Source organism: Leptospira interrogans (genome assembly GCF_900156205.1).
GTDB classification, from domain to species: domain Bacteria; phylum Spirochaetota; class Leptospiria; order Leptospirales; family Leptospiraceae; genus Leptospira; species Leptospira interrogans.
In genome coordinates this window covers 25,965-52,031 of the sequence record NZ_FTNA01000003.1, presented here as the reverse complement: position 1 = coordinate 52,031, position 26,067 = coordinate 25,965, and the positions used below count along the sequence as shown (strand labels likewise).

The 26,067-nt window shown below is 34.2% G+C and carries 20 protein-coding genes; 6 read left to right on the top strand and 14 right to left on the bottom strand.

The window, feature by feature from the left end; genetic code table 11:
• Window positions 1-585 precede the first annotated feature (585 nt).
• The 10 genes from BW942_RS03225 to BW942_RS03175 form a co-directional block, all read right to left on the bottom strand.
• A complete protein-coding gene (locus BW942_RS03225) occupies window positions 586-777 on the bottom strand; it encodes a hypothetical protein (protein WP_000584739.1) in 192 nt (63 codons plus the stop codon).
• A 612-nt stretch (window positions 778-1,389) separates the two neighbouring features.
• A complete protein-coding gene (locus BW942_RS03215; protein ID WP_000276400.1) occupies window positions 1,390-2,163 on the bottom strand; it encodes an alpha/beta hydrolase in 774 nt (257 codons plus the stop codon).
• A 62-nt stretch (window positions 2,164-2,225) separates the two neighbouring features.
• Complete coding sequence (locus tag BW942_RS03210; RefSeq protein WP_000861788.1) at window positions 2,226-2,879, bottom strand: LIC13197/LIC10919/LIC10469 family protein; 654 nt, start codon at window positions 2,877-2,879, stop codon at window positions 2,226-2,228.
• A gap of 173 nt (window positions 2,880-3,052) precedes the next feature.
• A complete protein-coding gene (gene prfB, locus BW942_RS03205) occupies window positions 3,053-4,156 on the bottom strand; it encodes a peptide chain release factor 2 (protein WP_000453256.1) in 1,104 nt (367 codons plus the stop codon).
• A gap of 878 nt (window positions 4,157-5,034) precedes the next feature.
• Window positions 5,035-5,880: a hypothetical protein gene (locus BW942_RS03200; protein ID WP_001116208.1), complete on the bottom strand. Its 846-nt coding sequence runs from the start codon at window positions 5,878-5,880 to the stop codon at window positions 5,035-5,037.
• Window position 5,881: 1 nt separating this feature from the next.
• Complete coding sequence (gene purD / locus BW942_RS03195) at window positions 5,882-7,162, bottom strand: phosphoribosylamine--glycine ligase (RefSeq protein ID WP_001197373.1); 1,281 nt, start codon at window positions 7,160-7,162, stop codon at window positions 5,882-5,884.
• Window positions 7,152-9,800: a valine--tRNA ligase gene (locus tag BW942_RS03190; RefSeq protein ID WP_000744009.1), complete on the bottom strand. Its 2,649-nt coding sequence runs from the start codon at window positions 9,798-9,800 to the stop codon at window positions 7,152-7,154. Before BW942_RS03190 ends, purD begins: the two co-directional genes overlap by 11 nt.
• A 178-nt stretch (window positions 9,801-9,978) precedes the next feature.
• Window positions 9,979-10,407 (bottom strand): hypothetical protein, encoded by a 429-nt coding sequence (locus BW942_RS03185; RefSeq protein WP_000253510.1) that lies wholly within the window; start codon window positions 10,405-10,407, stop codon window positions 9,979-9,981.
• Between the two features lie 1,166 nt (window positions 10,408-11,573).
• Complete coding sequence (locus BW942_RS03180; protein WP_000115710.1) at window positions 11,574-11,834, bottom strand: RNA recognition motif domain-containing protein; 261 nt, start codon at window positions 11,832-11,834, stop codon at window positions 11,574-11,576.
• A 32-nt stretch (window positions 11,835-11,866) separates the two neighbouring features.
• Complete coding sequence (locus BW942_RS03175) at window positions 11,867-12,112, bottom strand: hypothetical protein (RefSeq protein ID WP_000473521.1); 246 nt, start codon at window positions 12,110-12,112, stop codon at window positions 11,867-11,869.
• Between BW942_RS03175 and BW942_RS03170 the strand changes: the two genes are divergently transcribed.
• Entirely contained in the window at window positions 12,087-12,764 is a 678-nt protein-coding gene (locus BW942_RS03170) for a GNAT family N-acetyltransferase (protein ID WP_001252177.1), read from the top strand. The two genes, BW942_RS03175 and BW942_RS03170, sit on opposite strands and share 26 nt — an antisense overlap.
• 584 nt (window positions 12,765-13,348) lie before the next feature.
• Here BW942_RS03170 and lepB read toward each other — a convergent pair.
• The 4 genes from lepB to BW942_RS03145 all read right to left on the bottom strand — a co-directional run bounded on the left by lepB (window position 13,349) and on the right by BW942_RS03145 (window position 19,988).
• Window positions 13,349-13,945: a signal peptidase I gene (gene lepB, locus BW942_RS03165; protein ID WP_000122812.1), complete on the bottom strand. Its 597-nt coding sequence runs from the start codon at window positions 13,943-13,945 to the stop codon at window positions 13,349-13,351.
• A gap of 43 nt (window positions 13,946-13,988) precedes the next feature.
• Window positions 13,989-15,587: an LA_3751/LA_3752 family putative glycosyltransferase gene (locus BW942_RS03160; RefSeq protein ID WP_000769213.1), complete on the bottom strand. Its 1,599-nt coding sequence runs from the start codon at window positions 15,585-15,587 to the stop codon at window positions 13,989-13,991.
• A gap of 928 nt (window positions 15,588-16,515) precedes the next feature.
• The gene (locus BW942_RS03155) at window positions 16,516-18,051 is read right to left on the bottom strand and encodes an LA_3751/LA_3752 family putative glycosyltransferase (protein ID WP_000615042.1); all 1,536 of its coding nucleotides are present in this window, start codon (window positions 18,049-18,051) and stop codon (window positions 16,516-16,518) included.
• A 341-nt stretch (window positions 18,052-18,392) separates the two neighbouring features.
• A complete protein-coding gene (locus BW942_RS03145; RefSeq protein WP_000601198.1) occupies window positions 18,393-19,988 on the bottom strand; it encodes an LA_3751/LA_3752 family putative glycosyltransferase in 1,596 nt (531 codons plus the stop codon).
• A gap of 251 nt (window positions 19,989-20,239) precedes the next feature.
• On the opposite strand from BW942_RS03145, the gene BW942_RS03135 reads away from it, so the two are divergent.
• The 5 genes from BW942_RS03135 (at window position 20,240) to BW942_RS03115 (ending at window position 25,572) form a co-directional block, all read left to right on the top strand.
• Window positions 20,240-20,821 (top strand): LIMLP_15305 family protein, encoded by a 582-nt coding sequence (locus tag BW942_RS03135; RefSeq protein ID WP_001183762.1) that lies wholly within the window; start codon window positions 20,240-20,242, stop codon window positions 20,819-20,821.
• 90 nt (window positions 20,822-20,911) lie between these two features.
• Window positions 20,912-21,904, top strand: a complete 993-nt coding sequence (locus tag BW942_RS03130; protein ID WP_001173870.1) for an SPFH domain-containing protein — start codon at window positions 20,912-20,914, stop codon at window positions 21,902-21,904.
• 3 nt (window positions 21,905-21,907) lie between these two features.
• Entirely contained in the window at window positions 21,908-23,257 is a 1,350-nt protein-coding gene (gene thrC / locus BW942_RS03125) for a threonine synthase (protein ID WP_000626010.1), read from the top strand.
• A 504-nt stretch (window positions 23,258-23,761) separates the two neighbouring features.
• Window positions 23,762-24,487 carry a hypothetical protein gene (locus tag BW942_RS03120; RefSeq protein WP_000389276.1) on the top strand — a complete coding sequence of 242 codons (726 nt, stop codon included), beginning with the start codon at window positions 23,762-23,764 and terminating at the stop codon, window positions 24,485-24,487.
• A gap of 11 nt (window positions 24,488-24,498) precedes the next feature.
• Complete coding sequence (locus tag BW942_RS03115; protein WP_000433740.1) at window positions 24,499-25,572, top strand: LIC10486 family protein; 1,074 nt, start codon at window positions 24,499-24,501, stop codon at window positions 25,570-25,572.
• The last annotated feature ends 495 nt before the right edge of the window (window positions 25,573-26,067 follow it).

The window sequence follows — 26,067 nt, the reverse complement described above, 5'->3', positions numbered from 1 at the left end:
TTTAATAAAATGTAGTAGTTCCCACATTTTTGTGAAACTCAATGCATCGCTTCTATGATCGCTCTGTGAAACTCAGCGTCTCACTCCCCATGGGTCGTTCGACAGGTCGCATTTGGCAATTTGCGAATGTTCAAGCAGTTTTAATCTCGTTCAATTTTTGTAGTAGTTCCTACATTTTTGTGAAACTCAATGCATTGCTTCTATGGTCGCTCTGTGAAACTCAGCGTCTCACTCCCCATGGGTCGTTCGACAGGTCGCATTTGGCAATTTGCGAATGTTCAAGCAGTTTTAATCTCGTTCAATTTTTGTAATAGTTCCCACATTTTTGTAAAGCTCAATGCATTGCTTCCTGAGCCGACTCTTAGAGAGGCAGAATTGTGTTTGAAACTTAGCAGAAACCTTCTTCAAACTCAGCGTCTCGTTTCTATGGGCGCTCGATAGATCGCGTTCTAAATTGAAACCAAAGACGATATATTATATAATGTTTTTTGCATGCAATTGATTGGCTATAGACGAGAACTCGGTCTTGCCTGCCCGTGGCGGCCGGATTTGCCCAGATTTTTCTTACGTCTAACTCATGTTATTTTAATAGGGATTTATCACGTAAGGATTGCCTATTTTAGATTTTAATAGATTGGTTGAATCGTGTATTTTTGAAGAACTACTGATCTTAAAATAACGATAGATCTGATAGATTCCGACTCCAATTGTCACAATGGAATCGTCCACCGGTCCAGGGACCAAATTCGGAGGAATCCAATAGATTAAAATTATCAAGACGGGCCAAAAGATTCTAAGCGTTTCGACCGGTTTTGAATCCTTGATCGCAAACCAAAGACCAACGCGAGGAGAATCGATACGAGAATTCCGCCGAAGAAAAGAATATGTTTTCCCGCAAGAACGAGCCAGTCCGCGATTGTATGCGTCTTACCATAATTGTCCTTTAAAAGCAGAACCGTAACGTCGACGGATACGAAAAAACGGAATCAACATTCCCCACAAACAACCGTATTTAATTTTTCCGGGAAAAATATTCATATTCAATTATTATAATATTTTTCTATCCCAATTACCCTTTTAAACAACTTTACTACTCGGACGCATGAATAGAATACTTGGGTTAGATTGTTTCAAAAATTTGAATATTTTGGCCCTGCTTTAAAATGCCATAATCTCGAATTTGTGGTATTTTTTAAGTACCGCTATTTTTTTCGTAAATTGGGCCGTTAAATAACTTGGTACTATTTTCATGCGTCCGCGTAGTAAATAATTCGAAAATAAATTCAAACCAAAGAAATTTGACAAGTTTTGAAAGTGTTGTAAATCATTTTGTAGATTTAGGATCGGTTTCAAGAAAGTATTAAACCCTTTTGGGAAATCACAAAATAATCATTGGATAAAATCTCGGATTAGTTTCCAATGAGTTTCGGTTATAGATCCGAAAAGAGAATGATTTGCATTAAAAAGAGTTATGAGTTTTGCATTGGAAAAACTTTTATTCAAAGTCTCTCCCATATAGTAAGGAACGGCTACGTCTTTTTTGCCATGGATGATCAATACGGGCAATATAAGATCTTTGGATTTTGATATTGAGTTAAATCGATCCCAAATCAAGATTTGAGGAAGTATGGGAACGTATCGATAAGAAGCAACATCTGGAATCGATGTATAAGGCGCGAAAAGTATCATCTTGGAAACTAAATTTTTTCGAGCCATTTCTACAGCAACCCCCGTTCCAAGAGAGTATCCGATCGCGATCGTGTTTTGTTTCGAAAAAGAAAAATTCTTCTGCACAAAATTTATGGCAGCATCGGCGTCTGAATAAATATTGCTTTCAGAACTGGAGTAACGTTTTGCTTTTCCATATCCAGGATATTCAACCAATAGAACGGAAAAACCCATTTGTGAAAGTTTAGCTCCAAGATAAGACATACTCTGCAAGGTTCCATGTTGACCGTGAAAAACAACAGCAAGTCGGGAGCTGTTTCGGGTAAAATAAGCATAAACGATTCTATCTTCGTTTTGAATTTGAAGTAGAGTACCAGAATAAGAAGGAAGAGTATCTTTTCCTTGAGCTATAAAAATCAGTTTTCGAGAAACAAAACAACCAAAAACTTCTAATAGAAGAAAAAGGATGCAGGAATATTTAAGAAATTTATACATTAAGAAATTGTTATTAAGTATGATTAGAAATAAAATATAAGATTAAGAAACCGTTTCTAAATTTAAAAATCTGAAAATACAAAAATGGGTACGGGCCATCGATCAAATTCGTTTAAAGTAATCCAAAAAGGGGACTGAAGTTTTAGTTCGTTCAATCTGGTATTTTTATGATTTAATTCTTCACAAACTTCAAATCCGATTTTATAATTCCAAATATGAACTATGTCTGTAAAAGATTCTACAATGTTCCATCGGATGCGATGATCATCTAATCTCATTGCCATATCTAAAATTTCAGGAAGCAAATTTTTTATATAACTATTAATGGCAACGTCAGTTGGTAGCGAAAAATCCAATTCAATTGTAACTCCGTGATTTGATATAGTTTCAATTTTTGGAATTTCTTTAAGAGAGTCAAAATGATTTTCAGTATGAATTTGATGATCTACAACTAAATCTTTTCCAACGGCATAAGCAGGGGAGACATGATCGGATACGTTGTGCCAGATAAAATTTAACTCTCTAATTTTTTGATCATGACAGCAGTGTATAAGAGCTGATTTTAATCCGAACTTAAATTTCTCCGTAATTTCCTCTTTGGGAAGATCATTTAGTATTCTTTCCATGTTATCTAAAAACAAACTTTGGTTATTTTTACGTAACCATACTTTAAGAGCTTCTTCTCGTTTTATAAACTTTGTCGGATCTACTTTCATTTTTAACCTTATGGTTGTTATACGGTAATTGTTTCTGTGATTGGAGGAGTTAATCATATAACTTTTTCCGTAAGAAAAAGTTATACCGAAGGCCTTAGCCCGATCCTGTGCAAACTCAACGAGCTACTCCCAAAACATAACTTAGGAGCCGTCCCAAAAGACATTCAAAAAACTTAAAGCGTTTTCAAATAAGCAAGAATGAATGGTTCTATGTCACCGTCCATCACGGCTGCAACGTTACCGGTTTCGTGATCGGTTCTATGATCTTTTACAAGATTATAAGGATGAAATACATAACTACGAATCTGAGAACCCCAAGTGATGTCTTTTTTTTCTCCGGATTTTTTTTCCAACTCTTCCTTTGCTTTTTCTTGTTCCAACTCGTAAAGTCTAGCTTTCAACATTTTGAATGCAGTATCTCTGTTTTTAATCTGAGACCTTTCATTTTGACAAGCGACTACGATACCACTCGGCATGTGGGTGATTCGAACCGCGGAGTCGGTAGTATTTACGTGCTGACCGCCCGCGCCCGAAGAACGATAAACGTCTACACGAATATCTTTCTCTTCGATTTTGATGTCTATATCGTCGTCTATTTCGGGGCTGACGTGAACTGAAACGAAAGAAGTATGTCTTCTTTTATTCGCGTCAAAGGGAGAAATCCGAACGAGTCTGTGAACTCCGTTTTCGCCTTTAAGAAATCCGAATGCAAAATCACCTATTACGTGTAAGGTGGCATTTTTAATACCGGCGCCGTCTCCTGCTTGAACGTCTATTAGAGAATACTGATACCCTTTTTTTTCGAAATAACGTGTGTACATTCTGAGGAGCATTTCCGCCCAGTCTTGACTTTCGGTTCCGCCGGCTCCTGGATGAATGTTTAAAAAGGCAGGTTTTAAATCTTCCGGATTTTTTAAAGCGCCTAAAAGTTCTAATTCCTCGAACTTTTCCTGAAGTCTATTGTATTCGGAAGAAAGTTCTCCAACCCCGTTTTCGCCTTTTTCGTCCAAGGTGAGATCCACTAAATCAGGAAAATCTAATATATCCTGCTGAATAGTAAACCAAGGATTGAGTTTTTTTTCGAGTTCGTTTTTTTTCTGACTTACAAGTCTGGCTTCTTCTGGATTGTTCCAAAGATTTGGATCTTCCGCTTTTTCTGTGAGCGACTTGAGACGATCTTTATCTTGTTCCAAATTCAACAATTTCCAACGGTTTAAAAAATTCTCTTGTAATTCTTTAGAGATTCTTTTGAGTTCTTTTGCCGATTTAACTTCCATAACTATCTACACTAAGATTTGATTGAAATTCGATAGAATAATAACGATTCCAACTTGATTCTATTTAAATTTCATAATAATTTTTTCCCCATTTTAATGAATAGAACATATTCATTATTATCTATAAATAAAAGATTCAAATTGTTTGTGTTAATAATCCATGAGAGCAATTTTCAAAACCGAAAAGATGCATTTCTTAAACTTGGAAAACAACACGGATTTATAAAATCAATTGGGGCGTTCCTGCACTGAATTGAATTGTAAATTAAAGTAGAAAAGTAAAAGGTGCAGGCCGGGCTTGTTACGCTTCGGCTCACGCCTCCGGTCCTTTCTAACGAAAGGACTGCTACGCACGCTCCACATCCCTAACGCTACTTAACGTGAGTTCGGCGTAATGAATTTTTTAAAAATATGAGTTCCTATATTTTGAAAATTTTATTGTAAAATTTAAGTTTGCAGTAGTTCCCACAAATTAGGTCGCATTGGTCCCCATTGAAGTTTAAAACAGATACTGATCTCTAGAAAATTGAGTACCGTTAATTTGATTACAAAACGCTGATTCTATGTAAAATATTAGGTACCTTATTATATAGTTAGGAGTAATGTTCATGTAGTAGTTCCCACAAATTAAGTCACATTAGGTAGTTAAAAATGTAATAATTCCCACGACAAATTTTTCAATTGTATTATGTGTCGAAGAGACAACGGAAATTCAAGATCACTTCTATAAAATTCAAAAAGAAAGATCATCCGATCAAATTTCTAACCAAATCGTTGTTTGACGACTCTCATAAAATTAAAAATTTGTTTTATAAAAATTTTCTTAAGATAAAACCAATCTAGGGGCGTTTTATCAATTGGACTAAAAACGAACCGATTTACTGAAAAAGAAAATCTTCTTTGTTATCTCTTTCTTGTTCCCAAGAAAAAATCGTGTCTCTAAGTTGAGGAGTGTTTCCTTCCACAGTAGCTACTAAAATGAATTCTTCTTTTTTTCTAAATTCTTCTGGATTCTTTTTTAAGATTAGTTTACCTGAACGAATCAGATCCAAAACGTGAAGAAGAAAAGGATCTTTTTCCGTTCTGGAAAGTTCTTTCATTGCGGAATAAAACGGGGTGATACCTTTGTGAAACCAATCTACAATCTCACTTTTCCCGAAAGGCCAAAGTTGACTCAATTGAATCGATTCTTCTCTAAGTAAGGATTTACCTTGAAATGGTTTTTGCAGATGTCTACATTGAAAATAAAGTTCATGATTGATCTCGCGAGGAAACGTTTTACCATAACCGGAACCAATCCATTCGATCCAGGCTTTTTTTTCTTTAATAGGTAAAGAAGGAATTAAAGCAAAAAGATAATTCTGATTTTTGAATATTCTAGAAGTGGAAAGATGATCCAGCACTTCGTAAGGAATCATATATTGACCCTTTTGCCACTCCAGAACCAAAGGAATTTTTTCGACGTTTAGATATTCTGCAGGAGTTTCAGCACGAACCACGTCTCCAAATTGAGTCAGAATGTAGATAAAAGATAAGAGTTCCTGACGGTTCATCTTTCGGATCAATGCATCTGGATCCAAATTACGATGAAGGGCGTGTCTCAATAAATTATATTGTTCAACCGGAAACTGAACCGGAGATAAAATGATCCCAAGAAATTTTTCCATTTTCTTGAGGCTATGTCTTTCTACGAGATCTAAATTTCCCGAAATCAAAAATGGCATGTTAAAGGGCTCTATATCCGATATCTTTTCTATAAAACGTTTTGGGAGCCTGGATTTTTTCCAGGAAGGAATAAGCTTGATCTACCGAACTTTTTAGATCGGCACCTTGAGCTACTATTCCGAGAATTCTTCCCCCAGATGAAAAAACTTTTCCATCTTTTTTTAAAGTTCCCGCATGAAAAAGATGAACGTTTTGACCCGAAGTTTCTGGAAGATTGAGTGGAATATTTTTTTCATAAAAATCGGGATATCCTTGCGCGGCAAGCACAACAACAACAGCCGCGCCTTTTTTAACGGCTGCTTGAATCCCTTTGATTTTACCAGTGGAAGCTCTATAAAGAAGTTCTAATAGATCTCCGTCTAACATTGCAAGAACACACTGGGTTTCCGGATCTCCAAATCTACAATTGAACTCAACAACTTTGGGTTCTCCGTTTGGAGAAATCATCAAACCGGCGTAAAGAAGGCCGCGATAAGGATGTCCTTTTTTGCGGAATAGATCAAACATAGGATCGAAAATTTGTTCTTTCACTTTTTGTAATATACTTTCGGAAATTACCGGCGCAGGACAATAAGCGCCCATACCTCCGGTGTTCGGACCTTGATCACCGTCAAATGCTCTTTTATGATCCTGAGCTGCAGGTAAAAGGAAATAGGAATCTCCGTCTGAAATCGCAAAGATAGACGCTTCTTGACCTTCCATAAATTCTTCGATGACTACTTGATTGCCACTGGAACCAAATTTTTTATCTTTAAAAATTTCTTTAAGTGCGGTTTGGGCCATTTCTTTTGAAGTCGCTACAGTAACACCTTTGCCTGCTGCCAGACCATCTGCTTTGATAACGATCGGAATCGATTTGGACTCAAGGTATTTTAAAGAATCAGAATATTCGGAAAATGTTTTATATTCTGCGGTGGGAATCTTAGCTTCAGTCATCAAAGATTTTGCAAAATCTTTAGAACCTTCTACTTGGGCGCAAAACGAATCGGGGCCAAAAACCGGAATATTTAGTTCTGCGGCCCAATCCGCAAAACCCGCCACTAATGGATCTTCCGGACCGACTACAATCAAATCGAAAGGATTTTGTTTTAAAAAGGACTGAACCGAATTCTTGTCCAAAACTTGGAACGAATCAGGAGGAAGAAGTTCTTGGTCCGGAAAACCGCCATTTCCAGGAAAAACTTTCAATTCGCTTAACAAAACAGATTTACGGAGATAAAAGGCGATTGCACTTTCTCTACCGCCAGAACCGATAAGAAGGACTTTCAACTTAACCTGCAAGATTTTGAATCCCCTTTTTTAGAACTTCTACTTTATCAATGAGAGTTTTTAGTTTATCTCTTTCTTTTTCCACAACTTCTGGGGCTGCTTTAGAAAGAAAACCAGGATTGGAGAGTTTAATTTCTAATTTTTCTTTTTCCAGTTCAGATTTTTGAAGTTCTTTCTCTAAACGAGCTTTTTCTTTAGCAACGTCTATCAGGCCTTCTAAAGGAAGAACGATTTCTCCTTTGGTAAAGTGAGAAACAGAATCCGTTTTTTGGATTTCATACAACGTATCTATGCGGATCGACTCTAAACGAGCGAGTTGTAAAAGAGAAACTTCGTTTTCTAAGATCGTGGAGCTGGAAAGATTGTCAGAAGATTTAACGATCACCTTACATTTCTTATCTGGAGCGACTCCGTTTTCAGATCGCATGACGCGTATTTTAGTGACTATTTCCTGGAGTAGATTGAGTTTTTGAACGCCTAACGAATCGGATGCGACAGGATAACTTTCCGGAAACGGAGTCGTGACAATGTATTGGTCTGAAAAAACCGAATGAACTTCTTCGGTTAGGAATGGCATAAAAGGATGTAAAAGCCCTAATGCACGGATGAGCACGTCCGAAAGAACCTGTTTAGCAACTTCCGCAGAACGAGGAGAAACTTTGCCGTATGCCCTTGGTTTGACTAGTTCGATATACCAGTCGCAAAAATCACCCCAAATGAATTCGTAGATTGCAGCGGCCATTTCATAAAAATGGAATTTAGAATGAGCCTTGTTGTATTCTTCTAGACAATGATTGAATCTAGAAAGAATCCATTGATCCATAGGTTCAAGATCTTTTTCTATGTCTGGAGTAATTCCGATGGGAACAAAAGATTCTTCTAAATTCATAAGAATAAAACGGGAAGAATTCCAGATCTTGTTACAAAAGGAACGATAACCATCTAATCGTGATTCGTCGAATAAAATATCCTTACCTTCGGGAAGAGTTGCAGCAAGGAAAAACCGGAAAGAATCGGTACCGTATTTGTCCATCATTACGAGAGGATCGATAACGTTACCAACGGACTTAGAGAATTTTTTACCGTCCTTATCACGCACCAAACCATGTATGAGTACTTTATGAAATGGTGGAGCTTGCATAAACTTCATACCCATCATGATCATTCTAGAAACCCAAAAGAAGATGATGTCAAATCCAGTGACTAGAACGGAAGTAGGGTAATATCTTTTTAAGTCTTCCGTCTGATCAGGCCAACCCAAAGTGGAAAAAGGCCAGAGTTGAGAAGAAAACCAAGTATCGAGAACATCCGGATCAGGCTCAACTTCTTGGGAGCCACAGGAAGTACAAACAGTAACAGCTGTTTCTGAAACTTCAAAGTGTTTACACTTTTTACAATGATAAGCTGGAATTCTATGGCCCCACCAGAGTTGTCTGGAAATACACCAATCACGAATATTGTTCATCCATTCGAAAAAAGTTTTTTCCCACATCTTAGGAATAAATTCCACCTGACCGGATTGAACGGCCTGCACCGCTAAATCGGCAAGAGGTTTGATTTTAACGAACCACTGAGTGGAAAGATACGGTTCGATCACCGCGCCACCTCTTGAGTTGTGTCCTACGGCGTGAATGTGATCTTCTATCTTTTCGATCAGACCTTTGGCTTCGAGATCTGCGAGAACTTTTTTACGAGCTTCGAAACGATCTAGGCCTTGATAAATACCAGCGTTCTCGTTCATGGTTCCGTTAGGATTCATTACGAGTAAAGGTTTAAGACCAAGTCTTTGTCCAGCTTCAAAGTCGTTTGCGTCGTGAGCGGGAGTAATTTTGACAAGACCGGAACCAAATTCTTTATCTACAAAAGAATCGAACAACAAAGGAATTTGTCTATTTGTAAGTGGCAGGTCCAAAACGACGTCCTTCAAAGATGTATAACGTTCATCTTCTGGATTTGCACAAACGGCTACGTCGCCGAGCATAGTTTCCGGTCTTGTAGTCGCAACTACAAGGAACTGATCCTTCTTACCGTGGATCGGATATTTAATATGATAAAGTTTACCTTTGGTTTCACGAAACTCTACTTCTAAATCCGAGATCGCTGTTTGAGAAGCTGGGCACCAATTGATGATTCTTTCCCCTCGGTAAATCAAACCTTCGTCGTAAAGAGATTTAAAAACTTTGAATACTGCTTTAGAAAGACCTTCGTCGAGAGTAAATCTTTCTCTGGACCAGTCGACGGATTCCCCTAAAAGTTTTTGCTGTTTGGTGATCATTCCTCCAGAATGATTCTTCCATTCCCAAACCTTATGGATGAATTCTTCTCTAGTAAAATCGGTTCTTTTTTTACTTTCTTTGGCGAGTTCTCTTTCTACGACCATTTGAGTCGCGATTCCCGCGTGATCCATACCGGGAAGCCAAAGAGTGGACTTTCCTTTTTTACGTTCGATACGGACAAGAATATCTTGGATTGTATGATTGAGAGCGTGCCCGATGTGTAAGGATCCCGTAACGTTGGGAGGAGGAATGACTATCGAGAAAGATTCTCTCGCATTTGAATTCGGTGCAAAAGATTTCTTCTTTTCCCAAAGTGAAATCCATTTGTTCTCTACATCTTTTGGTTCGTAGCGATCGCCTATTTGTTTTTTCATGTCCGTTAAAAACAGGTTTTATTGTTTTTTCATGGGGTCAAGAGGATTCAAATGGAGAAAAGTAGACTCAAGAAGAACGAGTCTTTGGAAAGATATTCGGAAACTGAGAACTGAATTTAAACGGAATTAGAAACAAAGAAGGGTGTTTCCGGGTGAGAATTCACCCGGAAAAATGGAATTATACTCCGTAGAAAAGGAAGGACGCAACGATTGTCCAAATTCCCACTGCAATTCCAAAAATTCCCAATTTACCTTGGATGGGAGCCAATTTTGCTAAGAGTTCAGCACCTTTTTTCTTAGCTTCTTCGTTCTTAGAAAGAACATAAGTAGAGATTGTTCCGAAACCGAGAATGAATCCGAGAACTGCTTGAACGATGTTTCCCAAAAGAGCAGTTACCCAGTAAATTGGCCAAGTAGGAAGCCATCCAAGACCGAGAAGTCCTTGAAATACGATTCCATAAATTCCCCAAAAGCAGAAAACCAGACCGATCCAACCTTGATAAGGTGAAATCTTTGCAAGTAACTCTTTTGCATCTGGTTTTTTTGCCAAAAGCAGGGAAGGCACAGCGAGAATGCTGAGCACGATGAGTGTAATTCCTGATACCATTTGTATCTCCTGTTGAAATTAAGTTGATCAACTATCCGATTAGTTTGTTTGTCTAAAAAGGATTGTATGTATCTATCAGATCAGTTAACTCTTTGAAAAGTAATTTTTTGCTTATTTTTCACTTTTTAATTCTATTTTATAAAAAAAACATTCTCATAATTTTTTTCCTATATTTGGTTTTTTGAAAATTTTAAAAAGATTTCGTCAGCGTCTAAAAAGGGCTTTAATCGTTGTTCTAAGAATTTTATTGAAGGCAATTGGCAGAATTATAATAAGAACAAATATATATAATTTAAAACGTTCATGATAATCTCACGAGTTTACTTAATTAAAACTAATTTATTTGTGGTTTTGAAACGTTTCAAAATTTTAAAAAAAATTAAAAAACATGTCTGTCTTTGGTTTTTTGGTAAAAGAAATTTTACAGAGTTGATTTGTCGTTTTTTTGCAAATATAGATTTAAATATTCAATTATTATGAAATTATTATTTTGCAATTGTTAATGAAGTAAAAAACTTTATGAATAATTTTTTCATTCTTCTGTTATGAAAGAGTTATTGAAAAACTCTATAGTGAAGATTGACAAAACTGATTTGATTGCCCGTTTCAATATAATGGAAATGGTGGAGAATTGATTTTTCAATTCTAATGACTATTGATAAAAAGTGAGGTTTTAGATATTACGAGAGCTTACATTTTTGTAAAGTTATTCATTAATTTTAAATACCGTTTTTATACGTTTGAACCTAAGTTCAGAACTGAATTTTTTCATAAAAAAAGGTGGGAACTACTATAACTTTTTAGTCTTTAGATACGAAAAAATTCAATACGAGATATAAAAGTGGGATAGTTGTAAAACTACGATTTTATGCAAAAATTTGATTGGACGGTGATTTTTTTTAGATTTTATAGAGGTGACTGAGAAAAAAGAAAACCGCGAAAGACAATTTTTTTTCAGCGGTTTTATTCAAAGGAACGAAAAAATTCTAAGTATTTGGTTCAGAAGCCCAAAAAATGATTAAGGGAATGAACTGAAATAGAGTTGTTGAAAAATTCCCTAGTTCCGATTAACAAAACTCCTTCAATTGCCCATTTCCATAAAATAGAAACAAATGGAGAATTAATTTTTCAACAATTCTAATATTAAAAAACCATAAGATTTAAAATTAAAATCTTTCGTTTTTTGGTTTTGCAACGTTTACTTTCAAGTTGCGAGTAAGAACATTTTTTCCGTCCAGATCTTTGATTGCTTTGTCTGCTTCTTCTTTATTGGGCATTTCAACAAAACCGAATCCTTTAGATTTTCCGGAATACTGATCCATGATAATTTTTACCGAATTCACGGTTCCGTGAGCTCTAAAAAGATCACCTAATGTTCCTTCATTCAAATCGTAAGAAAGATTTCCTACATAAATATTAACCGACATGTTTACCTCATGTAATTATAAATAAAATCAAGTTATCTTGATTTTAAAACAGCGTTTCCCGGAAAAGGAAGTAGAAAAATTTTAGAGATGCAGAACTTGAAAAGAAGAGCAAACTTTAAGATAGGACTACGTTCGGAAGTTAGAAAATCGGGTGGATAACTATAATTCTTTATCCATAATATCGACAGAATTTTCCTTGGCAATATTAAATTTATTTTAACGACGTTTCTAAAAAGAATTTCACGATTTGTTTTGAGAAGATTTATTTTCTTAAACATATCGGATGGAATTTTTCTAGAAAGTCGGTTTTATTCCTATCTCAAAATGAAATTGCAGGCTTTACGATTTTTGACGGATAAAAAAATGGTTTTGGAAACTGAAAGATTGATTTTAAGGGGATGGGAAAATAAAGATTTGGAACCGTTTTATCAGATGAGTTCCGATCTGGTTGTGATGGAACACTATCCTGCCTTATTAACGAAAGAAGATTCCGAAAGGTTCGTCGCAAAAATGAAAATTCATTTTGAAGAATTTGGATATGGGCTTTGGATTTTGGAAATAAAAAATACAAAAGAATGGGTCGGTTATACCGGTTTTTTAAACGTTTCTTTTACCGCTCCGTTTACTCCTGCGGTTGAAATCGGATGGAGATTAAATTCTTCTTTTTGGAATCGAGGATATGCGACGGAAGCTGCGTTTGTCTGTTTAAATTACGGATTTGAGCGGTTTGGATTTTCAAAGATTGTTTCTTTTACTTCTGTTTTAAATACTCGTTCCGAGTCCGTGATGAAAAAGATAGGACTTAAAAAAATCGGATCATTTTATCATCCAAATCTTCCCATCAAACATAGATTATCCGAGCATGTTCTTTACCAAATTACCAGTTCAGAATGGAACGAACAAAACGTTTTTCTTACTGATATTTTTTGAAATTGTGGAAACAATTTGCTGAGTTTTCTAGTACTGCTGGATCAATTGTAGTAAATTCATTCTAAAAATAAAAAATAGTGGTTCCTATTTTTATTCAGAACTAAAATAACAAAGTACTCGATCTAATAGTTGAACATTCAAATAACGTGAATTTTCGACGTAATAAAGTTTGGTGAATTTAGCGTTACCGGACCCGTTTTCAGTTCTGATCAACATGAGGGTTCGCTTGAAAACAAAATCTTTTCATGAATTTAATTTGTTATAGAACGCGATTCATAAAGTTTCTCCGTCTCAATCGTTTTCGCATTGGATTATAACGAACTTATGTTAATCGACTTTTTATCACAACATTTATGAATACTCAATTTTATAGTTCTGAGTAAAACTTTAAGAATTTGTCTCGAACCTCAAAGAATTTGAGCGATAACTCTTTAGAAATCTTTAATTAAATAAAATTGTTAAAAATTCTATAGCGGCTGTTAACAAAGCTGCTTTAATCGACCATTTCATGAAATTGAAACAAGATGGAGGATTCATTTTTCAACAACTCTAATATTGAAAAAAATAATCATTCGGGCTGAGATTTATAAAAAAATCCAAACTCTACCTCGTAATTTTTGGAATGGGACCAAGCCGTAATTCCTAGAATCTGTAGAGTTTTCACGGTTATCACCTAACATTAAAAAATAGCCCGGAGGAATTCTACCAGTGTCTCCGATTGGAACATTTCCTTTAGCTGCAGTCATAGGGATCATGGAAAGAGAAGGTGCGATGGTTTTAAATCCAGGTTTTAAAAATGTTTCTTGTAGAGGAGAATCGTTGATTAGAATCCGATCGTTTTCAAAACGAAAATAATCACCTGGTAATCCGACGACTCTTTTTAGACTTAGTTCTTCTTCAAATCCATCCAAAACGAGAACGTCGAAACGATTCACTTTACTTTCAACAAAAGATATTTCCCACTTTCCGATACGGGTTGGAAACCCAAACTTGGTAACTAAGATTAAATCCCCTTCTTTGTAAGAAGGAGCCATAGAATAACCTGAGATGAAGTAGATTTGAAATAAAAAAATTCGTATTAGAAGAATTGTAAATAAAGAAAGAAATATGGGTAGAATAACGCGTAGATACTTTCTCGTACTTTTTTGCATTATGATACTTTTCATATTAACGTAAGACAATGTTTAAAAATCTTCCTGAACGTGGCAAATCGAAAAAGGTTTTTTAGCGGGATTGAATTTCCGTGAAACGTAAATGTACTTTAGGACTTTTAATTATAGTGATTTTCAGTTTATTTACAAATTGATTTCTAATAGATTCTGACCAAGGTTTATCCAATTTATCTTCGATTAAAATGAATCTTTCGTTAGGATGTAATTGTAGGATTTGTATTAAATCCTTTGGTTTTTTGATCAGTAGAATCGTTTGAGAAAAATAATTGAGCCCGAACGTATTGGCAATATTGCTTTTTGACGTGATGAAAATTTTAGAATTGTCCCAAGGAATTTCTGACTGAATTTCAGAAAGTTGAATTGAAATTTTTCTCATTAATTGGATCATTTTAAAATTAACACTGATCGAATACAGAATCAGAATTAAAAGTCCAAATAATATTATTTTTTTATAATTTTCTTTTATTTCTATGTTTTCAATTTTAGGTAATTCTACTTTATTTTCATATGTTTTTTTAAACTTTGAATTTTTTCGAAAAGACCAAAAGATGTTCATCGAAATTTTAATTTCACTTAAAAGTAAAAGTGGAATAAAAACGCTACAGGTTAAATATCGTGATCCCCAGTCTATATTAGAATTGTTAGGGGTAAATATGCTGACTAAAATTAAGTTTAAAACAAAGGTAAGTATCCAAATTTTAACGTATTGACTTGTTTTTTTCCATTTCCATATAAAAAGCAAAAAGATAAAAAGATACCAGGGCGAATATCCTAAAAATCCTAAACGTCCCTTTCCGGCAAAAAGTAGACTTTGAATGTCTGAAACCTTGTTTGTTAAATCAAAATTTGTAATTGTTTTATTTAGAATAATACGAGGCCCTAATAAAAATCCATAATTTATAAAATTATAAAATATAAATATACTAAAGATCAATAAAAATCCACTTAAAAAAATTAAAATCTGTTTAGATTCTTTAATTAGTTCTTCCTTTTCTGAAAAAACTTTAATTGTAAGTGTGGAAACGATCAAACACGAAGTCAGTACAAACACTTCTTGTCTATACCAACAAGCTATACTCAATAAAACTCCAGAAAAGAAAGTTTGCACGGAATGATTTTTCGAAAAGAGCAATTTCTCATTTTGTAGAATTAAAATTCCTAACAAAACCAGTGTAGCAGCTATGGAAACGTCTGAAAAAGAAATAAAATGATGAAACAAAGGAGTTGAAATCATTGCGATAATGGGAATAATCCATTTTTTTGAAATCGCATATAAAATGATTAAGTATGAACCAAAAAAAAACGCTGATAAATATAAAATCCATTCTGGATGTCCAATCCAAACAAAAGGTGTAGTGATCAAAGTGTTTGCAAATGGAAAAGGGCCAATCTTTTCCCCTTTTGTAGAAATAATTGTTTGAACCAATAAAAAATTAAAATTTGGATCTAATTTTTTTCCTAAATAATAGATCTCTTGAGACTGAAAATTCGATTCGATCCAACCTTTTGTCTGAAGAACTTTAACAAGACTATCGGAAGCAAAGGAGAATTTAGGTATTGTATAATACGTTGCGTAAAAAATTAATCCCATCAAAAAAATTAAAAGTAGAAATCGAATTGAATATTTTAAGAACAAGTTTTTAAGTTTCATTGTTTATAAAATTAGAACTTTTCCAACATTCTACATACTTGTCTGAATCAAATTTAGTGCCAAAAAAATATATAAATATTCAATGATCACCGATACCCAATACAATTTCAATTGGTGTTAAGTTGCAAAGAATATAGCTTTTTTACAAAAAATTCATACATTCTTTTGAAAAAGATGGAATATCACATTTTGTGAATTCAGTCATACTCACTGCAAATCTGTTTCGAAAAAAATGAACAATAACCACAGGTTCTAATCTTCATTTGTATTTTCAAAAAGTATATTCAAAGAACAGGATTTTTTAAAGAATATATTTTTTTATGAAAGTTTCTATAAAATAAATTTTGAATTTAACCATGTTTTCAAAGTAATTATTTTCTCTGGAAATTTTATTAGAAAATCTTTATATTTTTTGATTTAAAAATATATTATTTTTATATAATATTTTTTTGTTACTTACTATTTGAGTATATAAAAATAGTTACTCGAAATTAACTGGTAATTTTGCTAAAAACATAAAAATTTTCAAATTGTATCTAATACAAAACTATTGGTGGGATTCAAACATCCTAATTTTTGAAACAAGCTGTTATAATATTATTTTTATACTTCTAAATACTAATTTAGCGTGAATGTGATATGAGAAAGAATTTTACGCTATAATTCTTTAGAAATGTTTAATCAAATGTAGTAGTTCTTGCAAATTAGGTCGCATTTGGCAATTTGCGAGTTTATAGTATTGTTAAATTTTCATAGTAGTTCTTGCATTTTAAGAGTCGATTTATAAACTTCGGGCTTCAATTTTTTCAGAAAAACGAACTATGGCTGAATTCATATTAATTTAAAAATTAGTTTTAAGTATCTTGCAAAATTTTAAAGAAATAGTTCTTTTTAGTTTTTCTGATTTTTAATTATGGAAAGAAAAGAGTTAGGGTTTATAGTAACGAGTGGAAATTATTCCTTTATACTCTAAACGTTTTTCTTTTCTAAAATTTAAATCCAACTTTTTTATTAAAAGTGTTTTTGATTGGGAAGGTAGAATCATAGGCATTTTATATTCAAATTTTTTAAATTCTTTTTCACTCATCTCAAATAAAGTCAAAGAAGAAATCGAAGATTCTGTTATAAGATTATTTACAATTCGATCCAGATTTGTTTTCGGGTTGATACAAAGTATGTTTTTAGAAAGATGATCCGATCCGGCCTGTCCGCATAGAAGTGGATCCGTAAAAATCCAAACAGAACTTTGGTTCTGTGCATAAAAGTTCCTATATATTTTTTCCTGTTTGATCGCGTGTTGCATTATTGCTAAAATTAGACCAGAGACAAAAAACGAAAAAATAATTAAAACTACAGAAATTGTTTTCCACTTTTTAGAGATTTGAGAATTCCATGTTTCCCAAAGGATTAATAAAGGTATAATCGTGAGAATGAGGTATCTTCCTGTAATCGTAATACCGTCGTTAGGTGCTAGAATTCCTACCAATACTGTATTTATAACGATTACCAAGAGCAGAAAATTGATTTTTTCATCTTTTTCGTTTTTAAAAAAAACATAATATAGAACCGGAAGTAATAAAAATGAAGAACAGAAAAATAGCCCGAATTTTGGAGCCCCATTTACATAGTTTACGAATATAATTGAAAAAAAACGATGAATTCTATCTAAAATGGATGCGTGTTCGATTCCATAGTTAAAAATAAATCTTACGCCTAATATATGTCCATAATCCCAAAGATTCCAAAGAAAAAATAAAATTATTGGAAGAATTCCAAGTAGAATTCCTAAAGGATTTATTCCTTTTATTAAGTTTTTTATATTTTTTCTATACATTATAATTTCAGAAAGTACTAAACTTCCTAAGAAGAGCAATGTTTCTAATCGAAACCAAATTGGAAGCGAACAAACGAAGAAGGCTAGGTAAAGATCTCTGGATTTTTTCAAATCTCGATAACGAAGCCAAAAAGAAAATCCTATGGAGTTAAAAAGAAAGTATATAGAATATTCGCTAAAGTCCAAACACAGCGCGAAAAGGATTGTTGCAAAGTAACCAAGTAAAACAGTCTTTTGACCAATCAGTTTTCTTTTTGAAAGTAGATAAAGAGAAACGATCATAAAAAAAGATAAAAGCATTGGAACCCATTTCCAAGTGATACCTATCAGTCTTAAGAAAGATGAAAGAAAGGTGAATGCTATTGGATACTGACCGATAAACTTGCCTTGGATTTCTTTTGCAAAACCTGTTCCCGGAAGAAAAAATGCTTCGTGTAACGGGTCTAATTTTTCTGCGGGGTATCTGATTTCTTCGGATTGAAAATTATTTTGAATTAAAGAATCTGTCTGCATTGCTTTTAAAGCGGAGTCTGCGATATAAGTATTTTCTGTTCCGATTCCAATATGTAAAATTGGTACGGCTACGATTAAAATGAATACTGCCCATTGTTCTTTGATTTTCTGTATCATCGTTTTATTGAATCCTTAATATGACTTTATATAAAAACCTATCTCAAAAAACTCAATACAACAGATAGTCTCGTTAAACTCAGCGAATGGGTCTTATGGTCGCTTTGCAAGAACAAATTCTTTCAGTTTGGTCTTGCCCACAAACTACAATTAGGTTTTGGAACGTGCTGTAGGTGAAGTTTAATTTACGATTTGGTTTTTATAAAACGAATTTCCTTTTTTGAACTTTTGTATAATTTCGAACTATCTGTTTCTCAAAACTTTTGGGTTTGTTTATGATGAATTCGTATAGATTTAAAAAATAGATTCTTTTTTTCTAAATTATAAAAGTATAAAGTATTTTATTTTTCCTGAAAAATTCCATAAAAAACTTCTATGTTGCCGATATTTTTTTTATTGACGATTTGAATGGATGTAATATTCGAAATCTCTTTGAAATGGAATTGTTTCAGATGACCAATCATTCCTTCTTTCGTATGTGAATCGTATTTTAAATCTTTCATCCCTTCCGTATATTCTTGAGAATAGGCAAAGTATTCAAAAGAAACAGACTTTTGATTTTTAGAAGCGGAGAACTTTTTTAAAAATTCTAAAAGTTCTTTTACTCCAACGGTTTGATAAACTCTTCCTTGAAAATAAAGATCTTCTCCCGCCATTCCTCCGATCAAACCGTTTTGAAAAATAAGTAGATTTTCTTTCGGTTCTTTGAGAATGAATTCTTGAACGACTTTAGTATTTTTTGCAAATCCTTTTGTAGTTTTATAGTAAATCCAAGTAGGAAGAATAGAAATAAAAAGTAATAGATAAAATGAAATTCTCCAAATCTTTTTTTGAATTTTTATAAACGAAAAAAATTTAGAAATAAGAACAAATAGCCCCAGAAGCCCAGGAGCTAAATAACGTGATCCAGATTCTGCGCCACCATCGTTAGGTGCTACGATTGCAGCCACAAAAATTCCCACAATTGAAGAAACTAAAAGTGGTTTTTCTTTTTCTGAAACATTTTCCCAGTTTTTTATAAATATAAATATAAAAAATAAAACGCCTAAAAATAAAAAAGGAGAATATCCAAATAATCCTAGTTTAAGATTTCCATAAAATAATAAATTTATAAAATTCTTAAATAAATTTGGATTTCCAACAGATCCGTAATTTGCGTTGTATCTGGGTCCTAGGGGAGAATTAAAAAACCACTGATTGAATCCGCAATAAACCAGAAATAAGAGTATCAGCACTATAGAGGCTAAAAAGAATTTTTTTTTGTCTTTGGGTTTTTCTGAAAATGAAAGGTGGATTATTCCCTCACAAAACCAATAAAGTCCGATAAAAATCAGATATTCTAAACGAAACCAGTAACTCAGAGATAATAAAAATCCACCTATAACTGTTAATTGAGTGGATCGTTTTTCTTTGGATCTTTGATAGAACAAAATTCCAAATACAAAAAGAAATAATCCTACTCCTACGTCCATAAACAAGTAACCGTTCATAACAATTGGAGATAGAATAGAGAATAAAAAAATCTGCCAAGCAGGGATTTTAAATTCTTTTCCAATTCCGTATAAAGCCGCGCCAATCAATAAAGCAGATAAAAAATAAATTCCGTAAACTCCCCCAAATGGATAGGCAAACGCATAAAGAATTCCTAATGAAACAGGAAACGCTATGATTTTATGGCCGTTTACAATGGACATCTTTAAAAGACTAAATTTGAGTTCCGGATCAAATCCAAATCCCGGATAAAATACGTCTAACGATTGAAAGGCGTTTAGATAAATGGATTTTCCTAAAATAAATTTTTCGTAATGATCCGCCGAAAGAAGGTATTTAGGAGGAATCGTCAAATATAAAAAATACGGAAAAATGAAAGAGGCTGAGATGGTAAAAATTTTACTTTTAGGAATTTGAATTAGAAGGGCTTTCAGTTTTAATATCATTGATTCGTAAAAATAGAAATTTTATGGATACATTGATTATAAAAGGAAACGATTAGAAATAAAATAAACAAATTGCTTCCGATGAAAGTCAACTTATAGTAATTGTTTTCAAGGTCAATCTGCTTTCGATTTAAAGTGAAATACGTTTGTAAACGATTCAAAAAAACTTACGATCAAATATGGTATGTTTAGAAATATTAGAGGTTCGTTTTTTCATTGATCTAATTTTAAATCGTGTAAAACTATAAGTTATGCAACAGGAAACTTCTACTGGACAGAACGCAGTTGGTCAATTTTTAGCACAATCACCTGTACAAAATCTAATTTCTCGTTACCGATCAGAAAGGGGAAAGATTCGTAGTTTTATGGAAAAGCTACCTCTTTATTCAAACGCTCTTAAAGATCACGAATTTCAGAACGCAGATTCTATGTTTAGAAAGGAGTTGGCTTCTAGAATTTCTTATTTAAAAGAATCGATCCGAAGATTAGAAGAAACTTTTGTATTGGAAAGAAGAATGGAGTTGATTGGAAGTGGAGAAATTGCAGTCGTATTAATTGATAAGTTAATCCATACGATTCAATCTGCTGGATATGGATTAAACGGACTTGGAACTGGTTTGAAAGCCACTCGAGAAGAACTAGAAAAGTTGGCGGAATTCGATTTTTCTTTGTTTCAGGAAGTCGAGGGAGTTGAATCTAAAATTCAAATCCTGGGAATCAACTCTAATTCCTCCATTCAGGAAGTTCGAGATAAAATCGGAGAAATTCGTTCTTCTTTGGATGAATTAGAAAATGCTTTTCGATCCAGAAAGGAATTATTCTTGAAACTTTAAGATTTAGAACCAGGTCTTACCTTTTAAAAGAAATCGAAAAAATTGTATCATCTATAAATAATAAAATTTGAATATAATAAGGAATGAATTATGGCATTGATTGATGTAATTAAATACGAAGGACAACCCGGAGAGATCGTTTGGAAATTTCCAAGAAACGATATTAGCTATTTTGGTCAACTCGTAGTAAATGAAAGTCAGGAAGCGGTCTTTTTTAAAGAAGGAAAAGCGTTAGACGTTTTTGGTCCGGGAACTCATACTTTAAAAACCGGAAACATTCCTGTTTTGGAAAAACTCGTAAACTTGCCGTTTGGTGGACAAACTCCGTTTACTGCGGAAGTGGTTTATGTAAATAAGTCCGTGATCAATATGACTTGGGGAACTCCAGCTCCGATTCAGATTGAAGATCCGAAATATCATATCACGTTGGGAGTTAGAGCATTCGGAAATTATAATATAAAAGTAATCGATTCTAAGTCTTTTGTTAACACTGTAGTCGGTACTCAACATAAATTTGATCATGACGGTGTGGATAAACTTTTGAAGCCGATGGTAGTAACTAGGCTTAGCGATTTTATTTCCGAAGTCGTATTAAAAAATGGAGTTCCGATCACTCAAATTTCTCAACATCTCGAAGAAGCTTCTTCTGCCGGAAAAACTAAAACTCAACCTGATTTTCAAAAATACGGTCTTGAGGTTGTAGACTTTTTTATCCAATCGATCAATTTCGATCAGAATGATCCTAACTTTCAGAAGATTCAGAAAGTTCTTACGGATAAATTTGAAATCGAAACGATGGGAAACATGTATCAGCAAAAGAGAATGTTGGACATTGGAGAGGCTGCAGCCAATAATCCAGGTGGTTCCGCAGGAGAAGGAATGAGCGCGGGAATGGGCCTCGGAATGGGGATGAACATGGCGGGAATGATGGCGAATATGATGGGGCAAAATCAAGGCGGAGCAAAACCGGCCGGAGAAGATGCAACTGCAAGACTTGCCAAGTTAAAATCTCTTTTGGACGGGGGGTTGATTACTCAAGAAGAATTTGATACCAAAAAAAAGGACATTTTGAATTCTATCTAAAATATGATCTCTACTTTTACTCGATACAAAGCTGAATTTGAATGTATCAACGATTCCTGTAAAACCAGATATGATCTAAACGAAATCATTTATGAATGTAAAAAGTGCGGAAGTCTTCTCCAAGTTTCCCACGATTTAGATGCGTTAAAATCTGTATCCGGACAGGAATGGAAGGATCTGTTTGATAGTAGATTTCGTTCTGTCAAGTTTCCCAATTCTTCCGGAATTTGGAACAAAAGAGAATGGGTTCTTCCTCATATCGAGGATAAGAACATTGTAACTTCAGGTGAAGGTCTTACTCATCTTTTTACTTCGGATCGATTGACCGAAAGTCTTGGACTCGGAAGTTTTTATGTGAAACAGTGTGGGATCTCACACACTGGATCTTTTAAAGATTTAGGAATGACTGTTTTATTATCTCAAGTAAAACAGATGATTTCTTCTGGGGTTCCGATTCGTGCAGTGGCTTGTGCTAGTTCGGGAGATACTTCGGCCGCTTTAGCATCTTACGCCGCAAAGGCGGGAATTCCTGCGATTATATTTTTACCTGCGGGTAAAGTGTCTCAAGCGCAACTGATTCAACCAGTATCTAACGGTGCTAAGGTGATCGCACTTGATACTGACTTTGATGGTTGTATGAAAATCGTCAAAGAAGTAACTCGAGAAGCTGGAATTTATTTAGCAAACTCGATGAACTCTTTACGGATTGAAGGACAAAAAACGATTTCAGTGGAAATCACTCAACAGTTAGGGTGGAAGGTTCCGGATTGGATCGTAATTCCGGGTGGAAATTTAGGAAACGTATCTGCGTTAGGTGCTGGTTTCGAGATGATGTTTTCTTTGGGGCTAATAGATAAACTTCCGAGGATCGTTTTAGCACAAGCGGAACACGCAAATCCTCTTTATCTTTCTTATTTAAAGAATTTTGAAAGTTTTGAACCGGTTTCTGCAAAAACGACTCTTGCTTCTGCGATTCAAATTGGAAATCCGGTTTCGATTCAAAAGGCGATCAAAACTCTTAAAAAGTTCAATGGGGTTGTGGAACAGGCCAGCGAATCGGAGTTAGCCGATGCGGCCTCTAAAGCGGACTTATTCGGTTTATACAATGATCCTCATACGGGTGTGGCTTTGGCGGCTTTGGAAAAGTTGATTCAAAAAGGAACCATTTCTAAAGGTGAGAGTGTAGTAGTCATTTCGACTGCTCACGGATTGAAATTCACAGAGTTTAAGTTGAAATTCCACGGAGGTGAAATTCCTGGAACGGATTTTAAAATTGTAAATTCAATTCATAAGGTAGAGCCTAAAGCGGATAAAGTAGTCGGTTTAATTCGGGATTTATTAGTTTCAAAATAATTTGTTTTTGAAAATTGGGATTTAAACCGCGCACTAACCGAAAAATACAAGGTGGAGTTTTTGGTGCAAGGGCCTACTTTAAATTTTCTTATCTTTCTGTGTTGTAGCTTTCCTCCTATAAGTTTCAAGAAAATTTGTGTTGTATGAGTTCCCACAATTCCGTTTTCCCAGTGAAAGTTTTAAAAATTCAAGTTGGTTTTTTCCCAATGATGAAAGACCAAGACTAATTTTTTGGCTTCCACAAGGGGCATTTTACTTAAGTTATGTAATACCAGATGTCGAAAATACTACTTTTAGATAGATTTTTTACTCACGTTAAATCATTCTTTATAGTCTTCGCTGACCTGATTGTTGTTAAATAATACTAAGGTTTTAGGAAAAACCATTCATTTTAAATGGTGAACGTTTGGTTGAAATTTTAGGAGTTTTCATTTTTTGAAGACTTTTTTTAAAATTCTTTTTTTTTCGTCGAAAATAGGAAGCATTTCGTCGAATCTCTAATTCATGGAGGATTTTGACGACCTACCAGCTCACTTTCAGATAGAAGTCGATTCTGCGATTTTAAAAGAGATTCCTATTTCATTGATCACTTACGTTTTAACACCGAAAGGTGAAAAAAAACTGAGGTATATCATTCACGGGATTCTCGCACGATACGGTCGTCTTGATCTTTCCGAGCTTCTTTTTACTTCTGCCAAAGAACTGATCGTCAATGCGACAAAAGCATCGATTAAACGAATCTTATTCAAAGAATCCAAATTGAATATAGAGTCTCCTGAAGATTACGCTCGAGGGATGGAGACGTTTCATAGTAGTTTGAGCAATAAAAAGTTCCCATTTTATAGAGAAAAAATGAAGGAACACGATCTTTTAGTAAAAGTTACTTTCTGTTTTAATCAAGATAGAATCGTTTTAAAGATTCTAAATAATTTTCAACTTACGGAACAGGAAGAGAAAAGAGTTAGAGAAAAGTTCCGAATTTCCAGAGGTTTTGACAATCTTTTTGAGTTTTATATGAAGTTTGGTGATTCAACAGAAGGCGCTGGGCTCGGAATTACGATGGTAGAAATTCTGGTTGCACAGAGTGGATTTGACAGACATTTGTTTACGATTTACAGTAAGAAAGGGGTTTCTCAAACTGTTGCGAGAGTTGAAATTCCTCTAAAAGAGGATTATATTCCTAAAAGATTAAAGTTCGCAAAAGAGCAAAATTTAACTTCTGAAATGTAGAACGAGGATGAATGGAACCGAGTAATCAAGTCAATAAATTACAGGAACAAGCGAATCTTATGAATCTTGCGCTTGAATCTGTACTTACGGAAGAACAAGCGGTAGAATTAATTCAGGGTAAGATTAGGGACGCTTATCTTTTAAAAATCAGAATCGATATTGAAAATAGAAGTGGCGCCGTGGTCGCTTTAGTGACTAAGTATAAAAACGAAGTCATAGAAATTTTTTCCTTATTTTCTAATTCGTCTTTGATCCGTAAAATTCGAAGTTTTCAAGATTCTGCTGCATTTGCATTAGATATGGTAGAAGCAGCAAAATCGGAACCATATGATCCGGGGCTTTCTGATAGCATTGGAAGGATCGTCTATTCTAAACTCACCAAAGCTGTATTAGAATCTTCTTATGCGAACTGGGATAAAAACGACGCTTCTAGTCTCGTAAATATTTTAGAGAATCAAATTAAAACATCATTAAAAGTGAATATTGTTCGGATTCAAGCGGATGTAGAATTTATATCTAGTTTAAAATTTAGAGCTAAAAACGTTTTTACTGGAATTATTCCTACGGTCAATCGTCCTGTTGAAGAACCTTCTATTAGTCAAGTTCCTGAAAGCCAAGAAAAAACTCCGGTTCAAAGACAGATCGATCAATTTAGAAAACCTTTTGGAAGAGTGATTCTTTCTAAGACGGTTCTTGCTCCTGTTGGAGGAGTTGATTTTGACGAATTGACGGAAGGAGACAGACTTTATTTTCAACTACCTACTGGAAGTATGGATGAAAAGGCGATGGCAAAGACGTTAGGTGGTATCGACGAAGACGGAAACGTAAGAAACGTAGTGGGTGAGTTTATCGGAATCGCCGCCGGAAAAGGAGAATACCATATTTTTGCCAAAGGTCCTTCCGGGGTTCTTTTACAGGCGTTTGAAGAACGCCCCGTCCGACTTGCAAAAGTAAAAACTAAAACTTCAAGTTCTGCCTCAACTACTAAAACCGAAACTTCTTCCGGGGGAGGTTCCCTTGGAATTATTATCGTTGCAGGTGTGGTACTTGTAGTGGGTTTACTTGTTTTTTTGATTATGAAATAATTTTTGAATTTAGTACGTATCTTTTTTTAAAACCTAAGGTACAGTATTTGGAAAATCAGACTGTAACAAGGCTCAATCACAATTCGTGGGATGTCGATTGTTATTGGTATCCGATGTCACTAATTCTGTTTTTAAATTTATCTCAAAAATACTTTATCTTCGCTTAAATTGCCGATTCGATTATTTTAAATCGGTTTTTTACTCATTCTTATCAAATCAATACCTAAATAAACGTGAGTTCGGTGTAAGAGATTCGCTTTATAAAAACCTGATTTTTCCATAAAAAATGAATGTGGGAACTCCCAGACTCGAATCACAAAAATAAATATTTAAAAATTTGTAATATGACTTAATCTGTGGGAACTTTCACAAATCGCGGATTTACAGTTAAACTTTAAAAATTGTGGGAACTACTATAAGATATAAAAAGAATCATCGTCCAATCCGATTTTTGCACAAAACTTTTGTTTTACTGCCATTATCAAAATTTAAATC

Coding starts and splice junctions, on each gene's coding strand:
- BW942_RS03215 (WP_000276400.1), bottom strand. CDS start 2,163: ATGTATAAATTTCTTAAATATTCCTGCATCCTTTTTCTTCTATTAGAA.
- BW942_RS03210 (WP_000861788.1), bottom strand. CDS start 2,879: ATGAAAGTAGATCCGACAAAGTTTATAAAACGAGAAGAAGCTCTTAAA.
- prfB (WP_000453256.1), bottom strand. CDS start 4,156: ATGGAAGTTAAATCGGCAAAAGAACTCAAAAGAATCTCTAAAGAATTA.
- BW942_RS03200 (WP_001116208.1), bottom strand. CDS start 5,880: ATGCCATTTTTGATTTCGGGAAATTTAGATCTCGTAGAAAGACATAGC.
- BW942_RS03190 (WP_000744009.1), bottom strand. CDS start 9,800: ATGAAAAAACAAATAGGCGATCGCTACGAACCAAAAGATGTAGAGAAC.
- BW942_RS03185 (WP_000253510.1), bottom strand. CDS start 10,407: ATGGTATCAGGAATTACACTCATCGTGCTCAGCATTCTCGCTGTGCCT.
- BW942_RS03180 (WP_000115710.1), bottom strand. CDS start 11,834: ATGTCGGTTAATATTTATGTAGGAAATCTTTCTTACGATTTGAATGAA.
- BW942_RS03175 (WP_000473521.1), bottom strand. CDS start 12,112: ATGTTTAAGAAAATAAATCTTCTCAAAACAAATCGTGAAATTCTTTTT.
- BW942_RS03160 (WP_000769213.1), bottom strand. CDS start 15,587: ATGAAACTTAAAAACTTGTTCTTAAAATATTCAATTCGATTTCTACTT.
- BW942_RS03155 (WP_000615042.1), bottom strand. CDS start 18,051: ATGATACAGAAAATCAAAGAACAATGGGCAGTATTCATTTTAATCGTA.
- BW942_RS03145 (WP_000601198.1), bottom strand. CDS start 19,988: ATGATATTAAAACTGAAAGCCCTTCTAATTCAAATTCCTAAAAGTAAA.
- BW942_RS03135 (WP_001183762.1), top strand. CDS start 20,240: ATGCAACAGGAAACTTCTACTGGACAGAACGCAGTTGGTCAATTTTTA.
- BW942_RS03130 (WP_001173870.1), top strand. CDS start 20,912: ATGGCATTGATTGATGTAATTAAATACGAAGGACAACCCGGAGAGATC.
- thrC (WP_000626010.1), top strand. CDS start 21,908: ATGATCTCTACTTTTACTCGATACAAAGCTGAATTTGAATGTATCAAC.
- BW942_RS03120 (WP_000389276.1), top strand. CDS start 23,762: ATGGAGGATTTTGACGACCTACCAGCTCACTTTCAGATAGAAGTCGAT.
- BW942_RS03115 (WP_000433740.1), top strand. CDS start 24,499: ATGGAACCGAGTAATCAAGTCAATAAATTACAGGAACAAGCGAATCTT.